Origin of the sequence: Streptomyces aureus (assembly GCF_000725495.1) — a bacterium.
In the GTDB taxonomy this organism is placed as follows: Bacteria; Actinomycetota; Actinomycetes; order Streptomycetales; family Streptomycetaceae; genus Streptomyces; species Streptomyces aureus_B.
The window spans coordinates 133,774-151,055 of the sequence record NZ_JNZD01000003.1 but is presented as its reverse complement, the minus strand read 5'-3'; the positions used below and the strand labels follow the sequence as shown (position 1 = coordinate 151,055).

18 protein-coding genes are annotated in these 17,282 nt (G+C 73.9%); 7 read left to right on the top strand and 11 right to left on the bottom strand.

Translation table 11 applies throughout. The annotated features are described in order from the left end of the window. Positions 1–46 precede the first annotated feature (46 nt). From IO36_RS05085 to IO36_RS05065, 5 genes are all read right to left on the bottom strand, one after another. Entirely contained in the window at positions 47–3,049 is a 3,003-nt protein-coding gene (locus tag IO36_RS05085) for an AAA family ATPase (RefSeq protein ID WP_037616539.1), read from the bottom strand. 55 nt (positions 3,050–3,104) lie between these two features. Further along, complete coding sequence (locus IO36_RS05080) at positions 3,105–4,268, bottom strand: exonuclease SbcCD subunit D (protein ID WP_037616537.1); 1,164 nt, start codon at positions 4,266–4,268, stop codon at positions 3,105–3,107. 109 nt (positions 4,269–4,377) lie between these two features. Next, positions 4,378–5,004: a YigZ family protein gene (locus IO36_RS05075; protein ID WP_037616535.1), complete on the bottom strand. Its 627-nt coding sequence runs from the start codon at positions 5,002–5,004 to the stop codon at positions 4,378–4,380. Positions 5,005–5,129: 125 nt separating this feature from the next. Further along, on the bottom strand, positions 5,130–5,672 hold the full coding sequence (locus IO36_RS05070) for a SixA phosphatase family protein (RefSeq protein WP_037616532.1): 543 nt from the start codon (positions 5,670–5,672) through the stop codon (positions 5,130–5,132). After that, positions 5,669–6,457, bottom strand: coding sequence for a hypothetical protein (locus IO36_RS05065; RefSeq protein ID WP_037616530.1), 789 nt, complete (start codon positions 6,455–6,457; stop codon positions 5,669–5,671). The genes IO36_RS05070 and IO36_RS05065 overlap by 4 nt, the downstream gene beginning before the upstream one ends. A gap of 125 nt (positions 6,458–6,582) precedes the next feature. Here IO36_RS05065 and IO36_RS05060 point away from each other — a divergent pair, with 125 nt between their 5' ends. The 3 genes from IO36_RS05060 to IO36_RS05050 all read left to right on the top strand — a co-directional run bounded on the left by IO36_RS05060 (position 6,583) and on the right by IO36_RS05050 (position 8,455). Then, positions 6,583–7,467, top strand: coding sequence for an alpha/beta fold hydrolase (locus IO36_RS05060; RefSeq protein ID WP_051900063.1), 885 nt, complete (start codon positions 6,583–6,585; stop codon positions 7,465–7,467). Positions 7,468–7,489: 22 nt separating this feature from the next. Next, positions 7,490–7,897: a CoA-binding protein gene (locus IO36_RS05055; protein WP_037616528.1), complete on the top strand. Its 408-nt coding sequence runs from the start codon at positions 7,490–7,492 to the stop codon at positions 7,895–7,897. Between the two features lie 102 nt (positions 7,898–7,999). Beyond that, on the top strand, positions 8,000–8,455 hold the full coding sequence (locus IO36_RS05050; protein WP_037616929.1) for a GNAT family N-acetyltransferase: 456 nt from the start codon (positions 8,000–8,002) through the stop codon (positions 8,453–8,455). Positions 8,456–8,690: 235 nt separating this feature from the next. Here the strand turns inward: IO36_RS05050 and IO36_RS05045 are convergent, their stop codons facing one another. Then, the gene (locus IO36_RS05045; protein WP_051900061.1) at positions 8,691–9,590 is read right to left on the bottom strand and encodes an alpha/beta fold hydrolase; all 900 of its coding nucleotides are present in this window, start codon (positions 9,588–9,590) and stop codon (positions 8,691–8,693) included. Positions 9,591–9,888: 298 nt separating this feature from the next. Here IO36_RS05045 and ppk2 point away from each other — a divergent pair, with 298 nt between their 5' ends. Beyond that, positions 9,889–10,824, top strand: a complete 936-nt coding sequence (gene ppk2, locus IO36_RS05040) for a polyphosphate kinase 2 (protein WP_051900004.1) — start codon at positions 9,889–9,891, stop codon at positions 10,822–10,824. A 143-nt stretch (positions 10,825–10,967) separates the two neighbouring features. On the opposite strand, the gene IO36_RS05035 is transcribed toward ppk2, so the two are convergent. Then, the gene (locus tag IO36_RS05035) at positions 10,968–11,327 is read right to left on the bottom strand and encodes an ArsR/SmtB family transcription factor (RefSeq protein WP_037616526.1); all 360 of its coding nucleotides are present in this window, start codon (positions 11,325–11,327) and stop codon (positions 10,968–10,970) included. Positions 11,328–11,766: 439 nt separating this feature from the next. Here IO36_RS05035 and IO36_RS05030 point away from each other — a divergent pair, with 439 nt between their 5' ends. Next, the gene (locus IO36_RS05030) at positions 11,767–12,735 is read left to right on the top strand and encodes a cation diffusion facilitator family transporter (protein ID WP_051900059.1); all 969 of its coding nucleotides are present in this window, start codon (positions 11,767–11,769) and stop codon (positions 12,733–12,735) included. A gap of 31 nt (positions 12,736–12,766) precedes the next feature. Here the strand turns inward: IO36_RS05030 and IO36_RS05025 are convergent, their stop codons facing one another. Continuing rightward, positions 12,767–13,327, bottom strand: coding sequence for a YbaK/EbsC family protein (locus tag IO36_RS05025; RefSeq protein WP_037616524.1), 561 nt, complete (start codon positions 13,325–13,327; stop codon positions 12,767–12,769). A 97-nt stretch (positions 13,328–13,424) separates the two neighbouring features. Then, complete coding sequence (locus IO36_RS05020; protein ID WP_037616523.1) at positions 13,425–13,997, bottom strand: helix-turn-helix domain-containing protein; 573 nt, start codon at positions 13,995–13,997, stop codon at positions 13,425–13,427. 93 nt (positions 13,998–14,090) lie between these two features. Between IO36_RS05020 and IO36_RS05015 the strand changes: the two genes are divergently transcribed. After that, positions 14,091–14,948 (top strand): DMT family transporter, encoded by an 858-nt coding sequence (locus IO36_RS05015; RefSeq protein ID WP_037616521.1) that lies wholly within the window; start codon positions 14,091–14,093, stop codon positions 14,946–14,948. Positions 14,949–14,995: 47 nt separating this feature from the next. On the opposite strand, the gene IO36_RS05010 is transcribed toward IO36_RS05015, so the two are convergent. Then, a complete protein-coding gene (locus tag IO36_RS05010; RefSeq protein ID WP_037616520.1) occupies positions 14,996–15,814 on the bottom strand; it encodes an acyltransferase in 819 nt (272 codons plus the stop codon). 141 nt (positions 15,815–15,955) lie between these two features. Between IO36_RS05010 and IO36_RS05005 the strand changes: the two genes are divergently transcribed. Further along, positions 15,956–16,486, top strand: a complete 531-nt coding sequence (locus IO36_RS05005; protein WP_037616519.1) for a gamma carbonic anhydrase family protein — start codon at positions 15,956–15,958, stop codon at positions 16,484–16,486. A gap of 88 nt (positions 16,487–16,574) precedes the next feature. Here the strand turns inward: IO36_RS05005 and IO36_RS05000 are convergent, their stop codons facing one another. Continuing rightward, on the bottom strand, positions 16,575–17,225 hold the full coding sequence (locus IO36_RS05000; RefSeq protein ID WP_037616517.1) for a DedA family protein: 651 nt from the start codon (positions 17,223–17,225) through the stop codon (positions 16,575–16,577). Between the last annotated feature and the right edge of the window lie 57 nt (positions 17,226–17,282).

The following is a 17,282-nucleotide window of genomic DNA, read 5'->3' as shown; positions in this document are numbered from 1 at the left end:
CGTCCGGCTGCGCACGCCACCGGTCACAGCACCGGTCACACCCGGCTCACGCCTCCGCGCCCCGCTGCCGTACGACCGACCCCGTCCTCCCCTTCACGACCTCCAGCTGCGCGTGGATGCGGCGGCGCAGGTCGCCGACGTGGCTGACGATGCCGACGCTGCGGTCGCGTTCGCGCAGCGAGTCGAGGACGTCGAGCACCTCGTCGAGGGTCTGGTCGTCGAGGCTGCCGAAGCCCTCGTCGATGAAGAGCGTGTCGAGCCGCACTCCGCCTGCCTCGTCGGTGACCACGTCGGCGAGGCCGAGGGCCAGGGCGAGGGAGGCGAAGAAGGTCTCGCCGCCCGAAAGCGTCGCCGTGTCCCGCTCGCGCCCGGTCCAGGCGTCCACCACGTGCAGTCCGAGCCCGCTGCGGCCGCGGCCCGCCCGGTCGTCGGAGTGCACGAGGGTGTAACGACCGGAGGACATCCGCTGGAGCCGGACGGTCGCGGCGGCCGCGACCTGTTCCAGCCGGGCGGCGAGCACGTACGCCTCCAGACGCATCTTCCGTTCGTTGTCCGCCGACGTGCCGGCCGCGAGTCCGGCGAGCCGGGCCACGCGGTCGTAGTCCTCGCGCAGCGGGGCGAGCCGCCGGGCCCCTTCGGTCGCGCGGGCGGAGAGTGCGTTCAGCTCGGCGCAGCGCCGGCCCGCCGCGTCCTGGGCGGAGGCGGTGTCCCGCAGTCGTCGCGCGGCGGACTCGGCGGCCCGTTCGGCGGCGGGCAGGTCGACGGCCGGGCGCCGGGCGGCGGCCGCGGTGTCGGCCTCGGCGAGCACGGCCCGTACCGAGGACTCCTCCAACTGCCACTCGTCCAGCCGCCGCTGGAGATCACGGTGGGCCTGGGCGTCGAGCATCGCGGCGGCCGCGGCGGCCGGGGTCTCGAAACCGGCGCGGAAGGCCGCGTCGGCCAGACGCGCGTCGGCGTCCTTGAGGCGCCGTGCGACGTCCTCGGCCGCCCGGACCCCGTCGGCGGCCTCGGTGAGCAGCGCGACCTGGCGTTCCAGCTGGGTGGCCCGCTCGGTCACGCTCGCGGCGGCGCCCCGGGCCTGCTCCAACTCCTGTTCCAGCGAGGTCTTCTCGCGGTCGAGCGAGTCCCGGTGCGAGGCTCGCGCGGCGACCCGCCGGGCGGCCTCCTGCCGGTCGGTCAGCCGCCGCTCGTGCTCCCGCTCGGCCCGCTCGCGCGCCTCGCGGGCCGCGTGCAGCCCGGAGGCCACGGCACGGGCCTCGGCGTGCAGCCGGTCCAACTCCTCGGCCTGCTCGGCGAGTCGCTCGGTGGGGGCGTCGCCGGCCTCGGCGGTGGCTGCGGCCAGTGCCTCGCGTACGACGCCGAGCCGGCGCTCGGCCTCGGCGCGTTCCTCCTCGGCGACGCGGTGGGCGGCGAGGGCCCGCTCCTCCGTCTCCCGGTCGACGTGGGCCGCGGTCTTCCGGGCGGGCGCCGGGTGTTCGGTGGCTCCGCACACGGCGCAGGACTCGCCGTCCACCAGTGCGGCGGCGAGTTCGGCGGCGATGCCCTGGAGCCGCTGTTCCTTCAGTTCCAGCCAGTGGGCGTGCGCCCGCGTCGCGTCCTCGCGCGCGGCCAGGCTCCGGGCCCCGGCGGACTCGGTGTCCCGGGCCAGTTCGTCGCGCAGCCGGGCCGCGGCCAGCCGTTTGAACGCCGGGTCGCGCTGGAGGGCGAGCTGCTCGGCGCGTGCCGCGGCCTCCTGGGCGGTGTCGATCCGGGCCTCGACCGCGGCGCGGGTCTCCTCCCAGTCGGCCAGCCAGCTCTCGGCGTCCTGGAGGACGTCGTCGTCGGCGCGTTCCTGACGGTCCAAGGAGGCGCGTTCCGTGCCGAGTTCGCCGAGGCGTCGCTCGGCGCGGCGGGCCGACTCCAGACCGCCGAGCTCCTCGGCGGCCCGGCGCGCGGCGGTCGCGAGGCCGGGCGCTCCGGCGCCGGCGAACGTGTCCGGCAGCGCGGCGCGCGCACGGGTCTCCTCGGCGGCCGCGCGCCGGTGCTCCGCCTCTGCCGCGTCGCGCAGTTCGAGCGCGGGGGTGACCGCCTCGGCCTTGCGCGCCCGCTCCATACGGGTGCGGGCCTCCCGGTGGGCGTCGGCGTGCTGTTCCAGGCGTGCGGCGCGCTCCTGGGCCTCGGTGAACCGGCGCTGGAGCCGGTCCACTTCGCGGGTGTCGGCGAGGGCGCGCTCGGCCGCCGTCTGCGCGGATTCCGCGGCCCGGCGGGCACAGCGGGCGACGGTCAGCGTCTCGCGCGCGGTGCTGCGGGCCAGCGCGGCCCAGCCGAGCACGGCAGCGGCGACTCCCGGGTCGCCCGGCGCGAGATCGGGCAGCGGCTCCTCGACCGTGGTCCCGGCGGCCTGCTGCATCCGGTGGGCGTCGGCCAGCAGCGCGGTGTCACCGGCCCGTACGTCGGCCTCGGCGGCGCGCCGGCGCTCGGCGAGGTGCTTCTCGACCTCGGCGAAGCGGTGGGTGTCGAAGAGCCGGCCGAGCAGCTTGCCGCGGGCCTCGGCGTCGGCCCGCAGGAAGCGCGCGAAGTCTCCCTGGGGCAGCAGCACGACCTGGCAGAACTGTTCGCGGCTCATGCCGAGGAGCTGGGTGACCTCCTCGCCGATCTCCTGGTGGGAGCGGCTGAGGTCCTTCCAGGTGCCGGCCGTGGAGTCGTATTCGCGGAGCCAGCTCTGGGCCTTCTCGGTGGTCGTGCCCGTGCCGCGCTTCTTGGGACGCTCCCAGGGCGGCTGCCGGGTGACCTCGAGCCGGCGTCCGGAGACGCTGAGTTCCAGGCGGATCTCGGTGCGGGTCTCCGGCGCCGCGTGATCGCTGCGCAGGCCGAGGCCCTGACCGCTCTGCCGGGCTCCGGGAACGGCTCCGTAGAGCGCGAAGCAGACGGCGTCGAGGACGGAGGTCTTGCCCGCGCCCGTCTGTCCGTGCAGCAGGAACAGTCCGGCGGCGGAGAGCTCGTCGAAGTCGACCCGCTGGGTCCCGCCGAAGGGGCCGAACGCGGTGATGTCCAGGCGGTGCAGCCTCATCGGTCTCCCTCGGTCTCCGGGCGGTCGGCCCCCTGGTGGTGCGGCGGACGGGATGTCACCGGCGGGTCTCCCGTGCGGTCTCGTCGGCGCGGACGGCGTCGAACGCGTCCCGGAGCACGACCTGTTCCCGGGGGTCGGGACCCGCGCCGCGCACATGGGTCACGAAGTCCTCGGCGATCTGCTCCTCGCTGCGGCCGGCGATCCGGCGGGCGTACGAGACGTCCGGGGCCCCCGGGGAGCGTTCGGGTTCGAAGACGAGGCTGAGCGTGTGCGGGAAGCGCCCGGCCAGCCGTGCCATGGGGTCGGCGGGCCGCACCGGGTCGGTGAGGGTCGCCTCGACCCAGGCCTCCGTGTGGCGCTCCAGGGCCGGATCGTCGAGCAGGTCCTCCAGGCGTCCGCGGAGGCGGGCGAGCGGGCGGGGCACCGGGCAGTCGATCCGCTCCGCGGCGAGGGTGCCGTCCGGGCCGAGGTCGACGAGCCACATGCTCTTGCGGTGGTCGGCCTCCGAGAAGGAGTACGGCAGTGGGGACCCCGAGTAGCGGACGCGCTCGGAGATGGTCTGGCTGCCGTGCAGGTGGCCCAGCGCGGTGTAGTCGACGCCCGCGAAGACCCCGGCGGGCACGGAGGCGACCCCGCCGACGGTGATGTCCCGCTCGCTGTCGCTCACCTCGCCGCCGGTGACGAAGGCGTGCGCGAGGACGACGGAGCGGGTGCCGGGCGCGCGGCCCGCGAGGTCGGCGCGCACCCGGTCCATGGCGGCGGCCAGCACGGCCTCGTGGCCCGCCTGCTCGACCGCGAACTCGTCCTTCACCAGGGCGGGTTCCAGATAGGGCAGGCCGTAGAAGGCGACGTCGCCGTGGGCGTCGGCCAGCACCACGGGGGTGCCGCAGCCGGCGGGGTCGGTGCGCAGATGGACGCCGGCGCGCCCGATGAGTCCGGCGCCGACGCCGAGCCGGCGCGCCGAGTCGTGGTTCCCGGAGATCATCACCGTCGGCACGCCGAGGTCGGCCAGCCGGTGCAGGGCCTCGTCGAAGAGCCGGACCGCGGCCAGGGGCGGCACCGCACGGTCGTACACGTCTCCCGACACGACCACCGCGTCGACCTCGCGCTCGCGCGCGGTCGTGACGAGGTGGCCGATGAAGCGGGACTGGGCGTCGAGCATGTTCACCCGGTGGAACGCCCGGCCCAGATGCCAGTCGGAAGTGTGCAGGAGCCTCATGATCCCCGAAGGGTAACGGCCGGGTCTGACATCACGGGCGGTTACTCCCGTATCGGCCCACCATGACCACCATCAACTCGATGACATTCATTCCGTTATGCCCGGAATGTCAGGCGTCGCCGTAGGCCTCCCCGCCCAGTTCGAACCCTGCCGTACCGGCGGTGACGTCGGCCAACCAGGCCCGGAACGCCTCCACATCGGCGTCCGGCAGTCCGATCTCGATGGTGACGGCCTCGCCGTAACGCACATCACGTACCTCGCGGCCGGTGGAGCGGAGATCGTTCTGCACCTTGCCGGCCCGCTGGTGGTCGACGGTGACCGTGGCGAGCCGGAACCGGCGGCGGGTGATCGTGCCCAGCGCGTCCAGCGCCTCGCCGACCGAGCCCCCGTACGCCCTGATCAGTCCGCCGGCGCCGAGCTTGACCCCGCCGTAGTAGCGGGTGACGACGGCCACGACGTAGCGCATGTCGCGGCGCAGCAGCATCTGGAGCATGGGGACGCCGGCGGTGCCGCCCGGTTCCCCGTCGTCGCTCGCCTTCTGCACGGCGCCGTCGGCACCGATGACGTACGCGAAGCAGTTGTGCGTGGCGTCCGCGTGTTCCTTCCTCACGGCCGCGATGAAGTCCTGGGCCTCCCGCTCGGTGGCGGCCGGGGCGAGGGCGCACAGGAATCGGGAGCGGTTGACCTCGGTCTCGTGCACGCCCGTGTGGGCCACTGTGCGGTACTCGTCCTGCATCACGCCAGCGTATGCGCTGTCCGCGCGCACCACCGACGGGCCGGACGCCCGCCCGGAGCGAGCGGGGCCCGCGGTCCGCGCGGGCGGACCGGGGTGTCACTCGGACGCGTGCCGGCCGGGCCGCCTCATTCCTTCTTGCCCCGCGGTACGACGACATCCGTCAACAGGGCGTCGCCGGGGCCGAGTTCCTGCCAGTCGGTGCCGTGCCAGACCAGGACGGCGACGGCCGAGGTCGGGAACTTCGTCCTGACCCGGCCCAGGGTGTCGTCGAAGCCGTCCCCGGCCAGTTCGAGGACCAGTTCCTCGAGTCCGGGGTTGTGCCCGACGAGCAGCAGCGTCCGTACGTGTTCCGGCACTTCGCGGACGGCCTCCAGCAGCTCCGGCACCTCCGCCCCGTACAGCCGCTCGTCGAGCTGTACGGAGGGCGGGGTGCCCCACTCGCGAGACGCCAGCTCCCAGGTCTCCCGCGCCCGTACGGCGGTGGAGCACAGCGCGAGGTCCGGCAGCAGGTCGGACTCGGCCAGGACCCGTCCGGCGGCGGGGGCGTCACGGCGGCCGCGCGTCGCGAGCGGCCGCTCGTGGTCGGGCACCCCGTCGGGCCAGGCGGACTTCGCGTGCCGCAGGACGACCAGTCTTCGCCGCGGACCCGCGGCCGCGCGCGCGTTCACAGCGACGTTCCGATCTCGCGGGTGAGTTCCAGGCCGAGCAGCCGGTCGGCGTAGGCGTACGTCTCGAAACGGGCGCCCTCCGGGATGCCGGAGGTCTCCACCGAGCGGAGCACGTCCAGCACGGCGGGTACGTCCAGGTCGTCCTCCCAGGCGGCGCGCAACCGCAGGCGTACGTCCTCGGGGACCGGCTTCGAGGGCCGCGTCGCCCATCCGGCGACGGCGGACCTCCAGCGCCCGAGCGCGCCCTCCGCATCCGCGAGCACGCCGGCGTCGAGGGTCAGCGGCACGTCCCGCGGCCGAGCGAGCAGCGCCAGCCGCAGCACGGTCGGGTCCCCGGGTGCGGCCGAGGGCCCCTGTCCGGTGCCGTCCGCCGCCGCCACTTCGACGCGCGGACCGTTCGTGGCGGCGGCCCCCTGCGCGACGACGTCGACGGTCCGCATCGCCACCGGAGCCGGTTCCGTTTCCGGGTGCTCCTCGAACGGCCGGATCCCGAGTCCGGCGGCGCGTGCCAGAAGTCCCGCCGCACCCCCGGACGCTTCCGGCGCCGCTCGGTCGCCGGCATCCCGCGGGCCGCTCGGCGCCGCCACATCGGGCGGCGAAGTGAGCGTCGCCCAGGCGGAGTTGCCTCCGACCTCCAGGGCTCGGACGAGGACGTCGGCGACCAGGAGCACGCGCAGCCCCGTGAGGTCCGCCCCGGGCGGATGGGCGTGGACGCGGACCAGACCGCGGCCGGCGGGGGCAGCGTCGACGGGTTCGCCCGTGCGGGCGTCGAGGATACGGAGCACGGGGCGAGCCTAGGCGGAGGCGGGAGTGGGTGTGGGGAGGTGGGGGGGCGTTCCGGACACGCGTGGTCTTGACAATCCGCTTCCGCCGCCGGAAGGGTGACCGACCAGTCGGTTTGAGGGAGTGGATCGTGGACGGGTTGGGCATCTCCACCACCGCCGGTGTGTTCGACGCCATCGCGGCGGGGCCGCCCGACGGCCGCCCGGTGCTCCTGCTGCACGGCTTTCCCCAGTCGGGTCTGGCATGGCGGCGGCAGATCGAGGCGCTGGCCGCGGAGGGCTGCCGTGTCGTGGCGCCCGACCAGCGCGGCTACTCCCCCGGGGTCCGGCCGGAGCGCGCGGAGGACTACCGGATCGGCCTCCTGGTCGCGGACGCCGTCGCGATCGCGGACGAGCTGGGCTGGGCGGAGTTCGACCTGGTCGGCCACGACTGGGGCGGCGCGGTGGCCTGGTGGACCGCCTCCGCCCATCCGGACCGTCTGCGCACCCTGACCGTCGTCTCCACCCCGCACCCCGGCGCCCTCGGCGAGGCACTGCGCACCGACGACGACCAGCGCGCCCGGTCCCGGTACATGACCGACTGGCGCGAGACGCCCGCGACCGAGCGGCGCCTGCTGGCCGACGACGCCGAACTGCTGCGGTCGCTCTACGCGGGGCGGGTCCCGCAGGACGCCCTGGAGGACTACGTCCGCCGTCTGTCCCGGCCGGGCGCGCTCACCGCGGCGCTGAACTGGTACCGCTCCGGGCGTCCGGACGGCACGATCGGCGTCATCGAGGTGCCTACGCTGTACGTCTGGAGCACGGAGGACACCGCGTTCGGCGCGGCTCCCGCGCGGGAGACCGGACGCTGGGTCGAAGGGCCGTACCGGTTCGAGGTCCTGCCGGGCGTCAGCCACTGGATCCCGGAGGAGGCGCCGGAGGCGCTGAACCGGCTGCTGCTCGACCACCTGCGGGCGCACGGCACCAGGAATCATCGCGCGCCCCGCACCGTTGAGGAGAGCGGCAGACCCTGACCGACCCGCATGGAGGCCGAGCGTGTACGGCGACGCAGAGACGATCCGCAGGATCCTGACCGAGCAAGGCGACACCTGGGCGATCGTCGGGCTGTCGTCGAACCAGCGGCGCGCGGCCCACGGCGTCGCCGACGTCCTCCAGCGCTACGGCAAGCGGATCGTGCCCGTGCACCCGAAGGCCGAGACCGTCCACGGGGAGCAGGGATACGCGTCGCTCGCCGACATCCCCTTCGAGGTCGACGTCGTCGACGTCTTCGTGAACAGCAACCTCGCCGGGCCCGTCGCGGACGAGGCGGTCGCCATCGGCGCGAAGGCCGTCTGGTTCCAGCTGGACGTGATCGACGAGGACGCCTACGCGCGCACGCGTGCCGCCGGGCTCGACATGGTGATGGACCGCTGCCCGGCCATCGAGATCCCGCGCCTGGGCTGAGACGAGGCGCGGGGGCCCGGCGTTCGACTCCGAGGGCCGCCCCGACGGGGGCCAAGGAAAAGGCGGTTGACGCCGTCCGCCCCGCACCGGTTTCCTGCCCTGATGCCCCTCCTTCGCATCGAAGCACCGGACGACGAGAGCCGCCTCGCGGACTGGCAGCACGTCCACAACGTGATCGTCCCGCCCGCCGCCCTGTCGCTGGACGAGGTACGCCAGCGGGTCCGGCGCTACCGCCTGGAAGTCGCCTACCTCGGTGACGTCCTCGTGGGCTGCACGACCGTCCGTCCGCCCACCGACGAGGGCGGGACGGCGACCGTGATCGCGCGCGTGCTCGCCGAGCACCGGGGCCGGGGCCACGGCGAGGAGCTGTACGCCCGCGGTCTGGAGCAGGCGCGTGCGCTGGGCGCCGGGACGATCGAGACCGTCGTCCTCGCGGCCAACGAGGACGGTCTGCGCTTCGCCCGGCGGCACGGCTTCACGGAGACCGAGCGGTACGTCCTGCCCGGCGAGAGCGCGGAGTGGGTCGACCTGAGACTGGATCCGGTCCCGTCGGCTTGAGACCGGATCCGGCTGCGTCGATGTGAGCCCGCACGGGTCGGCCTGATCCGGCACAGGTCGGCCTGATCCCGCACGGGGGCGGCCTGATCCCGCACGGGTCGGTGTGATCCCGCACGGGTCGGTGTGATCCCGTGCCGAACGCCACTGGCCCGGGGACCGGACGCGATGGCCCCGTCAGCCGCACCCGATCGCCGCCGACGCGGGCCGGGGCCGGGCCCGCTCACCGCCCCGGCCGTCACCCACCAGGGCGCTCCCGCCCGTCGTCGCCCGAGCCGTCCCTCTGCCCGGCGTCCACCCGGTCGAGGAACCCCGCGATCGTGTCGCGCAGGGCGTCGGGTGCGTCGAGCCACGGATAGTGGCCCGCGCCCGGCAGGACCGCGAGTTCGGCCCGGGGGAACAACTCCGCGACGGCGGCGGCCACACGCGGCAGCGGACCGCTGTCCAGCTCGCCCGCGACGAGCAGCACGCGGACGTCCCAGTCGGCCACGACGGCACGGGCCTCGGCGGGCCGGAAGGCACCGGGGTCCGCGTAGCGCTCGGCCGCCTCCTCGTTGTACTGCCCGACCTCGGTCTCGGCGTGGGCCAGCGCCGCCGCGTCCCAGCGGCCGTAGAAGAACGGGAGGGCCAGGTCCCAGTCGGCGTCCGTGGCGGTGCCGTCCCAGAGCCTCGTGTACGCGTCGTGGGCGCTCTCGAACCAGGGTTCCGCCTTGCGCAGGGCCGCGCCCTCCAGCCGGTGTTCCGGGGTGAAGTCGACGCCGAGGGCCCGCGCCCGTCCGGTGACCATGGTCAGGCTCCGGACCCGCTCCGGATGGCGGACCGCGTAGAGGAGCGCGAGGTCGCAGCCCGCCGAGTGGGCCAGCAGATCGACCCGGTCGAGTCCCAGGTGCGCGCGGAAGGCCTCGACGTCCTCGACCTGCCGGTCGCAGCGGTACGTCGCCGGGTCGGCCGGGAGTTCCGAGTCGCCCGTGCCCCGCAGGTCGAGCAGACACAGCCGGCGGTGCCGGGCCAGTCCGCCGAAGTCTCCCAGATAGGCGGAGGCGCGCATCGGCCCTCCGGGAAGACAGAGCAGAGGTTCGCCCTCTCCCCTTGCGTGATGCGCGAGTCGGGTTCCGTCGGGCGCGCTGAAGGTCGGCATGCGGGTCATCGTCGACGTCGACGAGCGCCATGGGCAACTCAATTGGCGGCACATCACATCTGCTGCGCCACGGGCGGGTTGTGCCGGACCGACGCGGACGTCCCGTCCCCTCGTACCGGATCGCATCATCTCGGTTCCGGATCGCCTCTCCGTCGCCGCGGGTTCTCCCGCCGTACGCCTCGGATTGCTTCCATCGGGAAGACGGACCGTGTCGGGGGCGGGCCTGCCGGCACGTCCACTGGAACGGCGGGAACAGGGAGATCAGCGGACAATCGGGGCACGGGACGAGGAGGGCCGGATGACGGAACTGCTGGCAGGGATGCGGGTGGACTACACCGACCACGACGACCCCGTACTGATCCGCCCGGACGGCAGCCCGGTGGACACCTGGCGGGAGAACTACCCCTACGAGCGCCGCATGGAGCGCAAGGAGTACGAGTGGCACAAGCGGCTCCAGCAGATCGAGCTGCTGAAGCTGCAGAGCTGGATCAAGGAGACCGGCCGGCGGCTGGTCGTGGTGTTCGAGGGGCGCGACGCGGCGGGCAAGGGCGGCACGATCAAGCGGTTCACCGAGCACCTCAACCCGCGCGGCGCCCGGGTGGTGGCGCTGGAGAAGCCGACCGAGCGCGAGCGGGGGCAGTGGTACTTCCAGCGGTACGTGGAGCATCTGCCGACCGCGGGCGAGATCGTGATGTTCGACCGGTCCTGGTACAACCGGGCGGGCGTGGAGCGGGTGATGGGCTTCTGCACCGACGACGAGTACCGGCGCTTCATGCGGCAGGCGCCCGCCTTCGAACGGATGCTCGTCGACGACGGCGTGGACCTGGTCAAGTTCTGGTTCTCGGTCTCCCAGAGCGAGCAGCGCACCCGCTTCACGATCCGCCAGGTGGATCCGGTGCGGCAGTGGAAGCTCAGCCCCATGGACCTGGCCTCGCTGGACCTCTGGGAGGACTACACGGCGGCCAAGGTCGCCATGTTCCGCGAGACGGACACCGCGCAGGCGCCCTGGACCGTGGTGAAGAGCAACGACAAGAAGCGGGCCCGCGTCGAGGCCATGCGCAGCGTCCTGGCCCGCTTCGCCTACGCGGACAAGGACGAGGAGGTCGTCGGCCGTCCCGACCCGAGCATCGTGGGCGCGGCGGCGAACCTGCTGGAGGAGGGCGAGGAGACCGAGGACCACACCCTGCCCGGGGACGGCCGGGCGGTCACGGACGACGGCACGCTCACCCGCTGAGGGCCGCACGGGAACGCCGGGGTTCCGGTCGCGCGGAACCGCCGGGGCTCCGGCCGCACGGGAACGACGACGCTCCGGCCGTACGGGAACGACGACGCTCCGGCCGCACGGGAGCACCCGTCGGAGTCCGTCCAAGGGAGCGCTCAGTCGTGCGCCGGGCGGTCGGTGAGCCGGTGGTCGGCCAGGTTCAGCGCCTCGTCGACCACCCGGCGCAGATGGCCGTCACCGAGCGAGTACACGACCCGGCGCCCCTCCTTCCGCGTGTTCACGAGTCCGGCCAGACGCAGCCGGGCCAGGTGCTGGCTGACGGCGGGGCGGGCCGCTCCGCACGCCTCGGTCAGCGTCGTGACGTCGGCCTCGCCCCCGGTCAGCGCGTGCAGCAGCGCGAGGCGGGTGCGGTCGCCGAGGAGGGCGAGAAGTTCGGCGGCGAGCGCGAACTGTTCCTCGCCCGGGGTGCGCGGGTGCGCATCGTGCGCAGATGATAGGTGCATGCGTGCGCTCATACGCACATAATGGCCTCGTGGACACCGCCGCGTCCACTCCCGCGCACGGAAGGGGACGCACGTGAACGCACGGCACGACCACGACCACGGCCATCACCACGGGGACGGGCCCGGCCACGAGCGCGGTCCTCACCACGGGGACACGGCCGGCCACGAGCGCGGCCCTCACCACGAGGACGAGCCCCGAGACGGGCACGCCCACGGCCACGGGGAGAAGCCCGGAGACGGTCGCGGCCACGGCCACGGGGAGAAGCCCGGAGACGGTCGCGGCCACGGCCACCCTCACGGACCAGAAGCAGGCCCAGGCCACACCCACTCCCCCGCCCGGCCACACCCGCACCCGCGTCCCCACTCGCATCCGCACCCTCACCCGCATCCGCACCCTCACCCTCACCCGCACCCCACCGATCACCACCACCCCCACCGCCGCGGGAGCCGGCTGCGTCATCTGCTGACCCCGCACTCCCACGAGACGGCCGACAAGCTCGACTCCGCGCTGGAGGCGTCGGCCCACGGCATGCGGGCCCTGTGGGTCTCCCTGGCCGTCCTCGGCACGACAGCCGTCGCCCAGGCGGCCGTTGTCGTGCTGTCGGGGTCGGTGGCGCTGCTCGGGGACACCGTGCACAACGCGGCGGACGCGCTGACCGCGCTGCCCCTCGCGGTCGCCTTCACCCTGGGCCGCCGGGCCGCGACCCGGCGCTTCACCTACGGCTACGGGAGGGCGGAGGACCTGGCGGGGATCGTGATCGTGCTGACGATCGCGGCGTCCGGCGCCTTCGCGGCCTGGGCGGCGGTCGGCCGGCTGCTCGATCCGGAGCCCGTGGGGCACCTCCCGGCGGTCGCCGCCGCCGCGCTCGTCGGCTTCGCCGGCAACGAGTGGGTCGCCCGGTACCGCATCCGCGTCGGGCGGGCGATCGGCTCGGCCGCGCTGGTCGCGGACGGACTCCACGCCCGCACCGACGGGTTCGCCTCGCTCGCCGTGCTGGTGGGCGCGGGCGGCGCGGCCCTCGGCTGGCACCGGGCCGACCCCCTGGTGGGGCTGGCGATCACCGCCGCGATCCTGCTGGTGCTGCGCGACGCCGCCAGGGAGGTCTTCCGGCGGGTGATGGACGCCGTGGAGCCGGAGTTGACGGACCGGGCCGAGGAGGCGCTGCGCCGGGTCGAAGGGGTGCGTGACGTGGGGGAACTGCGGCTGCGCTGGATCGGGCACCGGCTCCGCGCCGAGGTGGCGGTCGTGGTGGACGGCGAGGCGACGGTGCGGCAGGCCCACGCCATCGCCGTGGACGCCGAACACGCCCTGCTGCACGCGGTCCCGAGACTGACGGCGGCCCTGGTCCACGCCGATCCCGCGCCCGTCCCCGGCGAGGCGGATCCGCATCGGGCCCTGGCCCACCACTCCGCGGCGTGAGCCGGCCGGGGCCACCCCGGCGGCCGGAACGTCAGCCGGCGATGCCCAGGCCCTCCAGCACCACCGCGTTGGGCAGTTCCGCGAACGCCTTGCCGGGGACCAGGAGTTTGCCGCGCCGACGTCCGCTGCCCACCAGCACGTAGGGGAGTTCGACGACGGCCGCGTCGACCAGCACCGGCCAGTCCGCCGGGAGTCCGACGGGGGTGATCCCGCCGTACTCCATGCCGCTCTCGCCGGTCGCGACGTCCATCGGGGCGAACGACGCCTTCCGGGCGCCCAGTTGACGTCGTACGACTCCGTTGACGTCGACGCGGGTGGTGGACAGGACGAGGCACGCGGCGAGCGTGGTCTCGCTGCCGCGCCGGCCCGCGACGACGACGCAGTTAGCCGAGGTGTCCAGCAGTTCCTCGCCGTAGTGCCGCACGAACACGGCGGTGTCGGCCCACTCCGGGTTCGTGTCCACGTAGACGATCTGCTCGGCGGGGGTGCCGCCGCGCCACCCGCGCACCGCGTCGGCGACGGGGCCGACGAGGTCGTCCAGGCGGTCGGGGGCGGCGAAGGCGTGGTCGAAGCGTCCGATGGGTGCGCGCATGGCGGCACGCTAACAGCCGCCCGGACCCGCCCGGCGGGACCCTGGCCCGCCCTCCCGGAACGCCGCGGCGCCCGCGGGGGCCGAGCGGCGCCGGGCGTCAGTGCACCAGCGGGACCGACACGGCCATGACCATCTCGACCGGCACCTCGCCCTGGTTGGCGTACGTGTGGGGTGTGTCGGCCTCGAACGACACGCTCGCCCCCTCGGGGACGCGGTGCTCGACCCCGTCGACGGTGAGGGTCATCTCGCCCGCGATGACGTGCACGAGTTCGACGGTGCCGGAAGGGTGCGGGTCGGAGGGGCTGCCCTCGCCCGGCATCAGCCGCCAGTCCCACATCTCCAGCGGACCGGGCGCCTCGGTGCCCGCCAGCAGTCGGTTGTAGCTGCCCGTCTCGGTGTGCCACAGCCGTACGGCCTGGTCGGCGGGGACGATGCGGACCTTGGGGCCCTGCTCGTAGTCGAGCAGGGTGGTGATGCTGACGCCGAGCGCGTCACCGATCTTGACGACGGTCCCCAGGCTGGGGTTGGTCCTGGCCTGCTCGATCTGGATGAGCATGCCGCGGCTGACTCCGGCGCGGGCGGCGAGCGCCTCCAGGGTGAAGCCGCGCTCCGTGCGCCAGCGCTTCACGTTGCGCGCCAGGGACTGAGTCAGCAGGTCGAGATCCGACACATTCCGTCCAATATTTTGAATGACAGAGTTCAATCGGGTGAACTATTGTGTGATGCACCTGATCGTTCACCGAACTGTACTGCGAGGCTCCGCGTGACAGCACTCTTCGCCCTGGCCACCAGCCTCCTGTGGGGCCTGGCCGACTTCGGCGGAGGTCTGCTGACCCGGCGCACGCCCGCGCTCACGGTGGTCGTCGTCTCGCAGTCGATCGCGGCCGTGGTGCTCGGCGCGATCGTGCTGGCCACCGGCGGCTGGAGCGCGGCGGGACCGCAGCTGTGGTTCGCGGTCGCCGCGGGCCTGGTCGGACCGGTCGCGCTGCTCTCCTTCTACAAGGCGCTGGCGCTCGGGCCCATGGGGGTGGTCTCGCCGCTCGGTTCGCTGGCCGTGGCCGTCCCCATCGGCGTCGGCCTGTTCCTCGGGGAGCGGCCGGGCCTGGTGCAGATCGCGGGCATCGCGGTCGCGGTGGCGGGTGTCGTCCTCGCGGGCGGACCCCAGCTGCGGGGCGCGCCCGTGCAGCGGCAGGCGATCCTGCTGACGCTGATCGCGGCCGCCGGCTTCGGCACGGTGTTCGCGCTGATCGCGGAGGCGTCGTCCTCGGTGACGGGTCTTTTCCTGGCCCTGTTCGTGCAGCGCCTGACCAATGTCTTCACCGGCGGCGCGGCCCTGGCCCTCTCCGTCCGGCGCGGCGCGCCGGCCCTTCCCGAGGGCGGCTTCCCCTGGGCCTCCCTGCCCGCGCTCGCCTTCGTGGGCCTCGCCGACGTCGCGGCCAACGGCACGTACTCGGTCGCCGCCCAGCACGGCCCGGTCACCGTCGCCGCCGTCCTCGCCTCGCTCTACCCGGTGGTCACGGCACTGGCGGCGCGCGGTGTCCTCAGGGAGCGGCTGCGGGGGGTGCAGGCCACCGGAGCGGCCCTGGCGCTGGTCGGCACGGTCCTGCTGGCGACGGGCTGAGCCCGCTCCCGTCCGCCGGGACCCGCCGTCAGGACCCGCCTTCGCCTTCAGGACTCGGCGCGGACGTCCTCCGACTGCGCGCGCACGTCCTCGGCCTCCGCCAGGACGTCCAGGTCCAGCTCGGCGAGCCGGGCGACGGTCTCCTCGTCCAGTTCCGCGAGGGCCCCCAGCTGCTCGGAGGTCACCCCGTCGGGAATCGGCACCGGCGGCGGCGTCCGCAGCGGCGGCTGCCATCCGGCGACCGGGTCCCAGCGCCGCACGACCTTGGCGGGAGCGCCGGCGACGACGCAGTGGTCGGGCACCGTCCCTCGTACGACCGCGCCGGCGGCGACGACCACGTTGCGTCCGATCCGGGCGCCGGGAAGGATCACCGCGTTGGTCCCGATCCAGCAGCCCGGCCCGATCTCCACCGGCTCCATCCGCGGCCACTGCTTGCCGATCGGCTCGTGCGGATCGTCGTACGAGTGGTTCGTGGAGGTCACGTACACATAGGGGCCGAAGTAGCAGTCGTTGCCGATCGTGACCGTCGTGTCGGCGATGACATGGCTGCCGCGGCCCAGCACGACGCCGTCCCCGATGCGCAGGATCGGGTCGGGGCCGAGGTCCAGATCGGGCATGAGGCCCGCCGTCAGCGTGACCTGTTCGGCGACGATGCAGTACGAGCCGAGGTGGATCCAGGGTTCGCCGAAGACCGTGCCCAGCGGGAAGGCCAGCCGGGTGTTCTCGCCCAGGGCTCCGAACCGGAACCGGCCCGGCTGCTCGGCCGACACCGTGCCCGCGCGCCGCATCCAGGCCCAGCCCGCGTGGACGGCGCGCTGCGCGAGGCGTCGCCGCCATGATGAGAACGTGTTCTTGCTCCTGGACACGCGTTCACCGTACTCAGAGCGGGGCACCCGGGCCCGGCCGCACGGCTGTGATCTTCGCCCCACCGGAGGTACGCGGGGCGATGGCATACGGTGCCGGTGTACCCGGCGGGACCGGACCACGACACGACGAGACGGTGACACGTGACGACGCAGCAGGCGCTGATCAAGGGGATCGGCGGCAAGGAGCCGCAGCTCGACCCGGAGGCGTTCGTCTCCCCCACCTCCGTGGTCATCGGGGACGTCACGCTGGGGGTGGGAGCGAGCGTCTGGTACGGCGCGGTGCTGCGCGCCGACTGCGGCCCGATCGTCATCGGCGCCGGCAGCAACGTCCAGGACAACTGCACGCTGCACGTGGACCCCGGTTTCCCGATCACCGTCGGGGAGCGGGTCTCGATCGGCCACAACGCCGTGGTGCACGGCGCGACCGTCGGGGACGACTGTCTGATCGGCATGGGGGCCACGGTGCTGAACGGGGCCGTGATCGGAGCCGGCTCGCTGGTGGCCGCGCAGGCGCTGGTGCCGCAGGGGATGCAGGTCCCGCCGGGCTCGCTCGTCGCGGGTGTCCCCGCCAAGGTCAAGCGCCCGCTGACGGACGAGGAGCGCGAGGGCTTGTCCCTGAACGGCGTCTTCTACGTGGAACTGGCGAAGGCCCACGGCGAGATCCACGCGTAGGCCGCGCACGCGGCGGTGTACGGCCACTCGGTGCTGCGCGCCGCCGCCCGCGCTTCGGCTCGCGCCCCGTGCGGGCGCGAGTCTCGCTCTACTCGGCGGCGGGGACGGGCTCCGGCTCCGCCGCGCCGTGTTCCTGTGCCGCCTTCTTGGCCTTGCGGCGGACGATCAGCATCGAGGCCACACCGACGAGCACCGCGGCGACCAGGCCGAGCCACGAGAAGCGCTTCAGCCAGGACTCGGCGACGACGCCGACGTAGTAGATGACCGCGGTGGTGCCGCCGGCCCAGATGATGCCGCCGAGGACGTTGGCGATCAGGAACTTCCAGTACGGCATCCGCAGCACACCGGCGAGCGGGCCCGCGAAGATCCGCAGCAGGGCGATGAAACGGCCGAAGAAGACGGCCCACATGCCCCACTTCTGGAAGGAACGCTCGGCCGTGGCGATGTGGGCCTCGCCGAAGTGTCTCGGGAACTTCGCGCCGAGCCAGGCGAGCAGCGGGCGCCCGCCCTTGCGCCCGATGGCGTAGCCGATGGAGTCGCCGACGATCGCGCCGAGGGTGGCGCAGACGCCGAGGATCACGGGGTTGATGCCGCCGTGCTGGGAGGAGAGCAGCGCTGCCGAGACCAGGACGATCTCTCCGGGCAGCGGGATGCCCAGGCTCTCCAGGCCGATGACGAGGGCCACGAGCGCGTAGATACTGACCGCGGGCACCGTCTCGAGCCAGTCCTGGACGTGCAACGCCGGTTCCTCCCGTTTCGGTGTACGTGACCCGGCCGACCGCGTTTCGCGTGATCA

Excerpts from the sequence above, each read along its gene's own strand:
- IO36_RS05085 (WP_037616539.1), bottom strand. The coding sequence starts at position 3,049 with ATGAGGCTGCACCGCCTGGACATCACCGCGTTCGGCCCCTTCGGCGGG.
- IO36_RS05080 (WP_037616537.1), bottom strand. The coding sequence starts at position 4,268 with ATGAGGCTCCTGCACACTTCCGACTGGCATCTGGGCCGGGCGTTCCAC.
- IO36_RS05075 (WP_037616535.1), bottom strand. The coding sequence starts at position 5,004 with ATGCAGGACGAGTACCGCACAGTGGCCCACACGGGCGTGCACGAGACC.
- IO36_RS05050 (WP_037616929.1), top strand. The coding sequence starts at position 8,000 with ATGCCCCTCCTTCGCATCGAAGCACCGGACGACGAGAGCCGCCTCGCG.
- IO36_RS05045 (WP_051900061.1), bottom strand. The coding sequence starts at position 9,590 with ATGCCGACCTTCAGCGCGCCCGACGGAACCCGACTCGCGCATCACGCA.
- ppk2 (WP_051900004.1), top strand. The coding sequence starts at position 9,889 with ATGACGGAACTGCTGGCAGGGATGCGGGTGGACTACACCGACCACGAC.
- IO36_RS05035 (WP_037616526.1), bottom strand. The coding sequence starts at position 11,327 with ATGAGCGCACGCATGCACCTATCATCTGCGCACGATGCGCACCCGCGC.
- IO36_RS05025 (WP_037616524.1), bottom strand. The coding sequence starts at position 13,327 with ATGCGCGCACCCATCGGACGCTTCGACCACGCCTTCGCCGCCCCCGAC.